General features: G+C 56.6%; 8 protein-coding genes. 2 read left to right on the top strand and 6 right to left on the bottom strand.

Annotated elements, in window-relative coordinates; translation table 11 throughout:
• Nucleotides 1-422 precede the first annotated feature (422 nt).
• The 4 genes from HKD31_RS15455 to HKD31_RS15440 all read right to left on the bottom strand — a co-directional run bounded on the left by HKD31_RS15455 (nucleotide 423) and on the right by HKD31_RS15440 (nucleotide 3,869).
• Nucleotides 423-692, bottom strand: a complete 270-nt coding sequence (locus HKD31_RS15455) for a hypothetical protein (RefSeq protein ID WP_061487159.1) — start codon at nucleotides 690-692, stop codon at nucleotides 423-425.
• 400 nt (nucleotides 693-1,092) lie between these two features.
• Nucleotides 1,093-1,665, bottom strand: a complete 573-nt coding sequence (locus tag HKD31_RS15450) for a hypothetical protein (protein WP_099287333.1) — start codon at nucleotides 1,663-1,665, stop codon at nucleotides 1,093-1,095.
• Between the two features lie 105 nt (nucleotides 1,666-1,770).
• On the bottom strand, nucleotides 1,771-2,679 hold the full coding sequence (locus HKD31_RS15445; RefSeq protein ID WP_280522720.1) for an IS110 family RNA-guided transposase: 909 nt from the start codon (nucleotides 2,677-2,679) through the stop codon (nucleotides 1,771-1,773).
• A 12-nt stretch (nucleotides 2,680-2,691) separates the two neighbouring features.
• Nucleotides 2,692-3,869, bottom strand: a protein-coding gene (locus HKD31_RS15440) for an IS3 family transposase (protein ID WP_194265680.1) whose coding sequence is annotated in 2 segments (ribosomal slippage) — nucleotides 2,692-3,611 and nucleotides 3,611-3,869 — 1,179 coding nt in all. Because the reading frame shifts where the segments join, the coding sequence is not laid out codon by codon here.
• A gap of 103 nt (nucleotides 3,870-3,972) precedes the next feature.
• On the opposite strand from HKD31_RS15440, the gene HKD31_RS15435 reads away from it, so the two are divergent.
• Entirely contained in the window at nucleotides 3,973-5,082 is a 1,110-nt protein-coding gene (locus HKD31_RS15435) for an IS110 family RNA-guided transposase (RefSeq protein ID WP_103143233.1), read from the top strand.
• A 642-nt stretch (nucleotides 5,083-5,724) separates the two neighbouring features.
• Here HKD31_RS15435 and HKD31_RS15430 read toward each other — a convergent pair.
• A complete protein-coding gene (locus HKD31_RS15430) occupies nucleotides 5,725-6,879 on the bottom strand; it encodes a hypothetical protein (RefSeq protein WP_145994768.1) in 1,155 nt (384 codons plus the stop codon).
• 645 nt (nucleotides 6,880-7,524) lie between these two features.
• Here HKD31_RS15430 and HKD31_RS15425 point away from each other — a divergent pair.
• On the top strand, nucleotides 7,525-7,926 hold the full coding sequence (locus HKD31_RS15425) for a hypothetical protein (RefSeq protein ID WP_194265681.1): 402 nt from the start codon (nucleotides 7,525-7,527) through the stop codon (nucleotides 7,924-7,926).
• A 212-nt stretch (nucleotides 7,927-8,138) separates the two neighbouring features.
• On the opposite strand, the gene HKD31_RS15420 is transcribed toward HKD31_RS15425, so the two are convergent.
• The coding region (locus HKD31_RS15420) for a transposase (protein WP_194265682.1) at nucleotides 8,139-8,818 on the bottom strand (680 nt) is incomplete at its 5' end.

Raw genomic sequence — 8,818 nt, 5'->3', positions numbered from 1 at the left:
CAACATCAAAGAAACCAGGCTGCTTCATCTGCCATCATCCCCAATCAACGCAGGAGAGATGGAATCACAGAGGAACCCTCAAATCCAGAAGGTTTTTCGAACCCTCCAGGTGCCGAGGTTGCTTGGCCGTCTGTTCCGCTCGCTCGGTCTCTCCGGCGGAATGCGACCAAACTGGCCCCCTCGTCCCAAGTGAACGGGGCACCGGAGGATGGTTATTCCAATAGTGCTGAAGTGCCTTCAGGTTGAGAAAATGGATAAAACTCGACATCTCCCTGTTCTCTCTGCTTTCGACTTCACCTTCAGAGACGCGGGGCCTCCGATGGAAGGCCCCGCTCCACCCTCTCATTCGTGCGGTCGTTCCAGAAAAGATGGCGCTTCCGCTCGGAGAAGGCGTTTCTGATCTACCCGGCGCGGTCAGTGCCTTACGCCGCGACCGGAACTGGCGGTACGGCTCTTGCCCGCATGGGGAGACGGAACGCGAGATCAGAAGCCAGGGGATCACACCCGGCAGGGGCAACCGCGCCCGCCTGGACCAGGCGTTCCAGCGTGGAGCGAAGTCTGATCCCCGGTATACCGGTATGGGCCACCAGAGACGTCAGCGTCACGCCACGTCCGTCATGACCGAGGCGGCGGAGCACGGAGAGGACACGCGGAGCGAGCGGATCGTCTCCGAAAAGGGGGCGCGTTACCATGATACGCTTCCCTCCAGTCGGTTGCGCCATCTCCGGGCGGCTGTGCGCAGGGAGCGGCGATAGCGGGAATAAAGTCCTTTCAGTGTCGACATCCACATCCTCCGATTAAAGCAACATGGACTCCAGTTGTCTGGCTCACAGAGCCTATGCCGGACCCGATGGCGTCCGGCGAAAGCAAGATTGGAAGAGATGCTTGCCTCGTCAAGGGGGCACGAAATGCAGATTCTTTTTCATGAATAATTTTATTATTTATATTTGTATTTATTTTTTGTGGCGGTGTTGCGGACGGAAACTACAGGGGTTTTGTTGATATTCGTTAACCATCATGGCGATGATCGCGGAAAATCAATATATTTTCCTTCTATGATGGTGGCCCGGGGTTTTCCGGCCACCACCTGTTTTAGAGAGCGCTTCCAGCGCGTCCGTTTGTCGGGACTTCCGTCCGCGTCTCGACGGCGGGCGTCAGAGCCGTCGAACCAGCCTTTTGATCTCCGGGATTGTCAACTGCCATCGGCGCGGGGAGCGTCGCACAGGACTTGCTTCCGGTGCGTGACACATGAACGATTGGCGCCGCCTGACCGTTTGATGTGATCGTGATCGTCTGCGTACAGGCGCTGGGTCCACCGGTGCTGACCGCCTCGAAACGCTGCCAGGACATGCTCTGTTTCGGGAGGTCATGACCAACAGCCGGAACGGCGCGCAGGACGCCGTCCAGCCGCGAGCCCAATGTCCGATCGACCGCCTCCATGAGAGCCATATTGCGTGCCATCATGCGATCAACGGCCTCGAACATGTCGATATCAGGCATTGCCGCTGTCGTTGCGATGCCCTGGACCGGGACCAGGATACCGACCTGGTGTCCCCGTGCATCAACGACGCGCAACGTATCCTGAGCCTGCGCAGGCAGGGCAGCCGCGCCGCAGGCCAGTGTAGCAACAAAGGTGCCGGCCTGAATCATACGAGAAAAATGCATTTTGGAATCCTCCGTGTCTGTTAAGCAGTGTCGGACGACGCGGAAAATATGGAGCGCCAAGAATTAGCCCGCAAGGAGTTAAATGGTGATATCTAGCAACTGTGTTTAAGCGGCGGAGCTAATGCGCCATGGCACTCCAGTTTTGAGGATAGCATTGGCGATTGTGATGAGGCGCCGTGCGATAGCGACGATCACTAGTTTATGTGGTTTACCCCGCTCTTTCATGCGCTTGGCAACAGCTTTCAGAACTGGATTATGGCAGGCAGCTGCCAATCCTGCCTGGAACAGCACGTGGCGGAGAGATCTTCTTCCCCCTGAAATGACCCGTTTCCCACGCATCGCGCCACTATCATGAGCCATTGGCGCAAGACCAGTCATTGCAGCGGCTTCTGTCGCTGTCATGCGGCCGAGCTCTGGCATTTCTGCGAGAAGCATGGCGACTGATACCGGGCCAATACCAGGAATGGAACGGAGAAGCTCTGCTTTGGCGGAGAGTTCTTCTGCCTCTCCGATAACACTTTCAATCCGTTGTTCAAGCTCGCTGATCTGGCTTTCGAGAAATGCTTTGAGACTGCTGTCCATATCCTCCAGTTCAGCGCTCACACCCTGCTTGCGGCGTGCCGAAATCTGGGCAGAAAGCCGTTTACGTGCCTCCACCATCTGAGCTCTGCGCACCGTCAGTGCCCGCAGAAACTGGAGCTTCTCATCCGGCAGTGTTCGTCCTGCTTCTGGACGAAAAGCCATAAAGCGCGCAATCAATTCCGCATCGATCTGATCGGTTTTCGCGCGTTTCCCCATGGCGAGTGCGAAAGCTTTGATCTGTGCTGGAGGCAACTGGACGGCATTGAGTCCCATACTGATGAGAACACCCCAGAGTGCCCATTCCTGTCCACCGGTTGCTTCAAATCCAACCGTGAGACCGTCCGGCATACTCTGAAGAGTTTCCAGTAATCTGGCATGGCCATCAGAGGTGGACCCGTCTGTTCGGACAGTTTTTGGGTTTGAATAAGCTATACCCGGTTATTGTTATGCCGCCCTTCTGACAGCGTTGCTGTTGGCCATCTGGTCCGGGGTTAACCCCGGACCAGATGATGTCGGCACGTCATGATACGCCTCATCGGGCGTACGTCCAGCCAGCGCCATATGCGGACGCCTTTCGTTATAATGGGCGATCCATCTGCTAAGCCCGGCCCTCAGCTCTGATCCGGTCTCGAACGCGTGCAGGTAGACGCATTCATATTTCAGCGACCGCCACAGACGCTCGATGAATACATTATCCAGCCATCGCCCACGCCCGTCCATACTGATGCGGATCTGACGCTCTTCCAGTATCCCGGTGAAACGGGGTGTCGTAAATTGCGACCCCTGGTCAGTATTGAAAATGTCCGGGGCGCCATAGCGCATGAGGGGATCCTGTAGCGCCTCGATACAGAACTCCACGTCCATCGTGTTCGACAGACGCCAGGACAGGACCTTGCGCGTGAACCAGTCCATGATCGCCACGAGATAGAGAAATCCCCGTTTCATGGGAATATATGTGATATCGGAACACCAGACCTGGTCAGGCCGATTGATGACCAGATCCCGCAGCAGATAGGGATATTTCCGATGCTCCGGATGGGGCACGGTCGTGCGCGGCTTCTGGTAGATCGCCCGCAGGCCCATGAGCCGCCGGACCCGCTTGCGGCCCACTTCATGTCCCAGGCGGCGCAGATGCCATGTCATCTGCCGTGAGCCATAATACGGCGTTTCCAGGAACTGGCCGTCGATCAGCCGCATCAACGCCAGATTGGCCTCGCTCTGTGGCGCAGGCCGATAGTAGACGCCAGACCGGTTGAGATGCAGCAGCGTGCATTGCCGCACGACCGAAAGCCGGGGACGCTGTGGGTCAATCATCTGCCGCCTCTGATCACGCCCAACCGAACAGAGGCATCGCGTAAAAAATCCCGTTCCACGAGAAGCTCGCCAATCTTCGCGTGCAGTTTCTCCACATCGGCAGGGCTGACCAGGGGCTCAGACACCGCCTTCCCCGAAAAGGTTGCCGCCATGCCCTCGACTGCCTGGCGCTTCCACTGGGCAATCATCGTCTGATGCACACCATGTTTCGAAGCCAGTTCCGCCAGCGTCAGCTCCCCACGGATCGCCTCCAGCGCAACCCGTGACTTGAACTCCGCCGCATACCTCTTGCGCGTAACCTTGCCCATAAAACCCGTCCTCTTTCAGGTCGGATTATAGACCCAATGACCGTCATTCGCCTCGTTTTCCGAGGTCAGGGGGAGCGTAAGCTCACTTTGTCAGGAGAGGAGAATGACAATGTCGACTGCGAAATTTATTGGCCTGGACGTTCACAAGGAGACAATTGCCGTGGCGGTCGCCAATGACGGGCGATCGGGAGAGATCCGGTTCCACGGGACTATTCCCAACACGCCCGATGCCATACGGCGCCTGGTGGCACGCCTGGCAGCGCCCGATGTCACGCTCCACTTCTGCTATGAAGCAGGCGGCTGTGGATATGGTATCTATCGTCAGTTGACCGACCTGGGCGTGGAATGCAGCGTCATCGCCCCATCTGTAATACCGCGCAAGCCAGCCTACAGGGTGAAGACGGACAGGAGAGACGCCCAGATGCTGGCGCGCCTGCTGCGCTCGGGCGAACTGACAGCAATCTGGGTGCCGGACGAGGCGCACGAAGCCATCCGGGATCTGATCCGGGGACGTCGGCAGGCGAAACAGGATCTGGTTGCCAGCCGGCAAACAGTATTGAGCTTCCTGCTTCGCCATGGGCGCAAATTCACCGGGCGATCGAATTGGACCAAGGCGCATTGGCGCTGGCTCAGTGAGCAGGCCTTCGACGCACCGCATCAGCAATTCGTGTTCGGTGAAGGTATCCGACGGATTGAGGAGGCACAGCATCGCTGCGACAGGCTGGACTCCATGCTGGTGGAAGCACTGCCGCAATGGTCGCTGGCTCCTCTGGTTCAGGCGTTGCAGGCCCTCCGTGGTGTCGGGCTCGTGGTGGCCGCGACCTTGGTTGCCGAAATTGGCGATCTCAGTCGCTTTGATACGCCCAAGCAACTGATGAGCTGGCTTGGCCTAGTTCCCTCGGAGGCGTCCAGCGGCGCCCGCACCCGCCGTGGTGCGATAACAAAGACGGGGAACCGGGAGGCACGGGCGATGCTGGTAGAGGCGGCATGGTCGTATCGCCTGCCGGCGCGCGAAGAGAGGCGATATCAAATGCGCGTCGAAGGCTTGCCGGAGGATATCAGGGCCATCGCGTGGAAAGCCCAGGTCCGTCTTTGTCAGCGCTACCGCTTGTTGGCATCGACCGGAAAGGCCCTGCCAAAAGTGATTACGGCGATCGCCCGCGAGCTGGTCGGGTTCATCTGGGATATCGGTCGACGTATACAGCCAATCTGATAGGGAATTCCGCGCCCGATTATTGGACCTGACGGGCGTGCCGCGAAGACCAGGCAAGATGGGTAATCCTCGTTGTAAGCTGGGGCAGGTTTCGACCGACGCCCGTCTATAGAGAGAGGAAGGCCCACGACGGAAATGGGAAATGCGGTAGCCAACCCGCGGATGAGAGCATGATCAATCGTCGTCGATCGGCTCGCGGCACACCCGTCAGGTCCACTATCAGTTTTTGGTCACACCAGACACCAGTCATGGTGTAGGCTTCTTGCAACTGCACTCCCCTAATGACGGTCATGAGAGCTTAGACACCTGTCCGAAAAATGGGGTCCACCTCTGTCGATGCCAAAATCTCCGGTCGAAGTTTCTCGCCAAATTAGTTCAAGGTCGGCCAACTTGGCCTGAATGGCCGCGATGCCCTTTCGTTCAGTGGCATAGTATCTCCGCATGATTCAGGTTTCCAATTTTTGCAGCTCTTATACGATTATCACCGCTTCGGGGAGTAAGTCATGCTGCGTCGTGCATGGATGTCGCAGAAGGGCTGAGAGCCGCTTCAAGCCGGGCAAGCGCTGCCCTAGAAAGTGATCTCAAGAGGGGGTGTTCAGCGTCCCCGCTGCCGACGTCAAAGCCCATCGCTAGACCATCAGTTCAGCCTCGAATGAACGGGCCGGCAAGGAGCTCGTCAAAGGACCACCTTTGTATCGGTTCCGATGGAATGCAGACGGAAAGATCGTGCTGCCACCTCCCAAGGCCCTTGACGCTGAGGTTTACGCGAATTGGTAACCAATTGTTCGTAGGCGTGTTAGCAAGAATTTGGATACCAAAGACGCGCTCGACGCATAGAAGCGGAGTGTATTGCTGGTTGTCGGTGGGGTTGAAGTAGGGGATTGCTGCCAAGCGGATTATCTCAAGATTCAGGTAGCGATCAAGCCACGGTGAACCAGCAAGCAGGTTGTAATACTCGGCAAACCTCGTCCCAAAATCGCGGTGAAACGGGCTTTCGCCCATCTGATGCGATAGGCACGTCTTCACCTGCTGCGGCAAGGCGTCCACGCCGGACACCATGGCCCATTTGCCGTTGCTGGTCATCAGGTCATGGCTATCCGACAATGCCCACATCTTCGGAATGTCGGCAGCTGGAATCCGTTCGGCACTCGGGAAAACCAGACACCGAACCGTGTAGCAGCCAGTTGTCTCCCTGGTGACAGACGGCTTAGCCCTCAACGCGCGTCCGTCTCCAAGCTCATTCACAAGGACAAATCGATCTTTGACCGCGGTTTGTTCGTAACGATCGGCAAACGTGATCAAGTTATGAACATCGCCGTCAATGAAGCTCTGCAGATGGAAGCTCCATACTTCACCTTCAACGCCCAGAAATTTGCCAACGAATACGATGTCGGGTCCGATAGCGATAAGGTCGGCATTGGGCTGCCCAACTGAGAGGACATTGCGCTGTCTTTCGGCGCACTTCCCCTCGTGCTCGGCTTTCATCTCGCGAAGCACTTCAGCTGTGTAGGTCGCCTCGTCCCGGTCGATAAGGTCGGCGTGGGTTGCACACAACCAAATAGCATTGGAGATGTGAGTGCGCTCCTCGCGGGTCATTGACGCGAGATAGCGCCGCGCGCCTGGTCCAGGGGCGGCAGCATGAATGTGCGCTGCCTTACCGATCATGTTTACAGCCTCGGGCGATTCATCGCTTGGGCCTGATGTCGGCTGGGGGCAATCACGAAACGAACAATGATGATTGGCGCGAAGCGCGACTGCATTCTTTGTGCTACGGGAGAATTCGTCGCGGTTACTCATCACACCTTAATATCCGAACAGCGCGCTTGCTGCCAGCATTCCGAATGCCGCTTCCGCTTACATGCCCTCGTTAATCAAAGTCTGCTTGTTGTTGTGGTGCAGCTATCCCCGACAGTCTATTCTTGACCGGGTCTCGCCATAAGGCGAATGTCCGGTATCCGCATTCGCTGATCGTAAGCTGACTGGCAATAAGCCCTCCAAGTCAGCCGCGAGCCTCAGAATAGTTACAGACCTGCGTGAGTTGGAATGTCTCTCGCAAAGAGGGCCAGGGACGATCAGGCTGTCCTTCCGTGAGCAGACTTTGTCCTTGCATGAGCGTCCGTGGAACACGCCTTGAAAAGACCTTTGCGGGTCTTTTTTGTGCCCCACCCCTATGTCCGATAATAAGAATTAACGGACATAGGTGGTGGGGAGGGAGCTATTTTTGGAAAAAAGACGGAGACTTACCTTTTGAGGATATTAGGGTGTTTGAATGCTGTTGCTACAGGCCGCTTGGTGGTATTGAAGACTCATAGGCGAGAGACACAGCGCGCCTTCCGGCCTGTGAAATAACGGAAAAATCTCTCAGACAAACAGTCATGACATCCTGTTCGGAGTGTGGCGCAAATCAGGCCCTGTGACTCATCCTTCCGGTCGAGGATTCAAATGACGATTTCCCTTGAAGAGCTCAAAAAGCAGGCACGACAGGAAAGCCGGTCAGGTGCTTTGTCTTATACGCAGGCTCTTGCACAACTCTCCCAACGCCACGGATTCCGGACTTTCGCTGCTCTGAAAGCCAGTCTCGCCAAATCGTCAGCGGTGCATGCCCAAGACCCTGCTCCCGGTGGGAGCGGAAACGCCCGCCTTCGCGGAGAAATTGTCGGACCTATCATCATCGGTACGATCCGGGACGACCCTCATCCGATCTCGATGGATCAGCTCAAAGCTATGGGTGGAAAGGTGTTTGAAATGTCTTTTCCTGCGGACGTAAAGCAGCACTACGCAGAACTCGTCGCGTCCGGGAAGGTGATCGATCTTGGAGACTATCCGAAAAACGACGCCTCATAGGATCAATGGTTCCCCCGTTCGCCGAGAGGCTCACCCGTCTCAGTCTTGAGCTGGGACGACTGGATCAGGCGCTGAGACGTGGAGAGATCGAAGAACCGTTGATTGATGCGTCTGGCTCCTGATTTCAGAGTTTTGGCGTGCTGATTGATGGCTCCTGGGGTGGCTTTCGCCCTGCGTTTTGAGCAGATCGGGAGCGATCATCCGCTGGACTGCTACGCGTGGGCGTTAATCCTCTCGAGGAAGAGAAGGCGGCGCATATTATAGACGATATTGGCCAGCCCGATCCTCATGATTGCACGGGTGATACCCACTGTCCGGATGAACAGTCCGGTCTGTGACTTCTGATCAGCAAAGACATGCTCGACACGTGACCGGATAACGGACTTTCCGGCGTTGGATTTCTGGATGTGCCGAGGCATAGGCTTGAGATGCGGCTTTTTGCGATGAACCTTGGAGACAAAGCCCTGCTTTTCCATGAAGTCTTCGTTGGCTTTTGAGCGATAGGCTGTGTCTGCCCAGACTATTGAGGCCGTATTGGTTTTATCCAGCAAGCCCTCTCTCAATCGCGCACCATCACTGGCGGCGGCATCGGTTGTTTTCCATTTCCGGATCAACCGAAATTTTCGGTCGATGGAGACATGGGATTTGTAGCCAAAGAATGGGATGGCAAGATCTGTTGCGGGGATCGTCCCATCCTCCTGCCGCTTTGCTTTCGTGAACTTCAGCGTCCACCGCGCATGCCTGTCCTTGTGGGACAGCTTTGACGGCTTGTCCTGCCAGTCCTGTGGGATCCGCCCTTCACGCAGATCCGCTTTCTCAGCATTTGTGTTGCGCTGCCTGGGAGCCGCGACCAGCGTTGCATCCAGGATCTGCCCTGACATCGGGAGATAAC

Source organism: Gluconobacter potus (genome assembly GCF_015244705.1).
GTDB lineage: Bacteria > Pseudomonadota > Alphaproteobacteria > Acetobacterales > Acetobacteraceae > Gluconobacter > Gluconobacter potus.
This window is presented reverse-complemented; position numbering and strand designations above follow the sequence as displayed.

Coding starts and splice junctions, on each gene's coding strand:
- HKD31_RS15455 (WP_061487159.1), bottom strand. CDS start 692: ATGGTAACGCGCCCCCTTTTCGGAGACGATCCGCTCGCTCCGCGTGTC.
- HKD31_RS15450 (WP_099287333.1), bottom strand. CDS start 1,665: ATGCATTTTTCTCGTATGATTCAGGCCGGCACCTTTGTTGCTACACTG.
- HKD31_RS15435 (WP_103143233.1), top strand. CDS start 3,973: ATGACAATGTCGACTGCGAAATTTATTGGCCTGGACGTTCACAAGGAG.
- HKD31_RS15430 (WP_145994768.1), bottom strand. CDS start 6,879: ATGAGTAACCGCGACGAATTCTCCCGTAGCACAAAGAATGCAGTCGCG.
- HKD31_RS15425 (WP_194265681.1), top strand. CDS start 7,525: ATGACGATTTCCCTTGAAGAGCTCAAAAAGCAGGCACGACAGGAAAGC.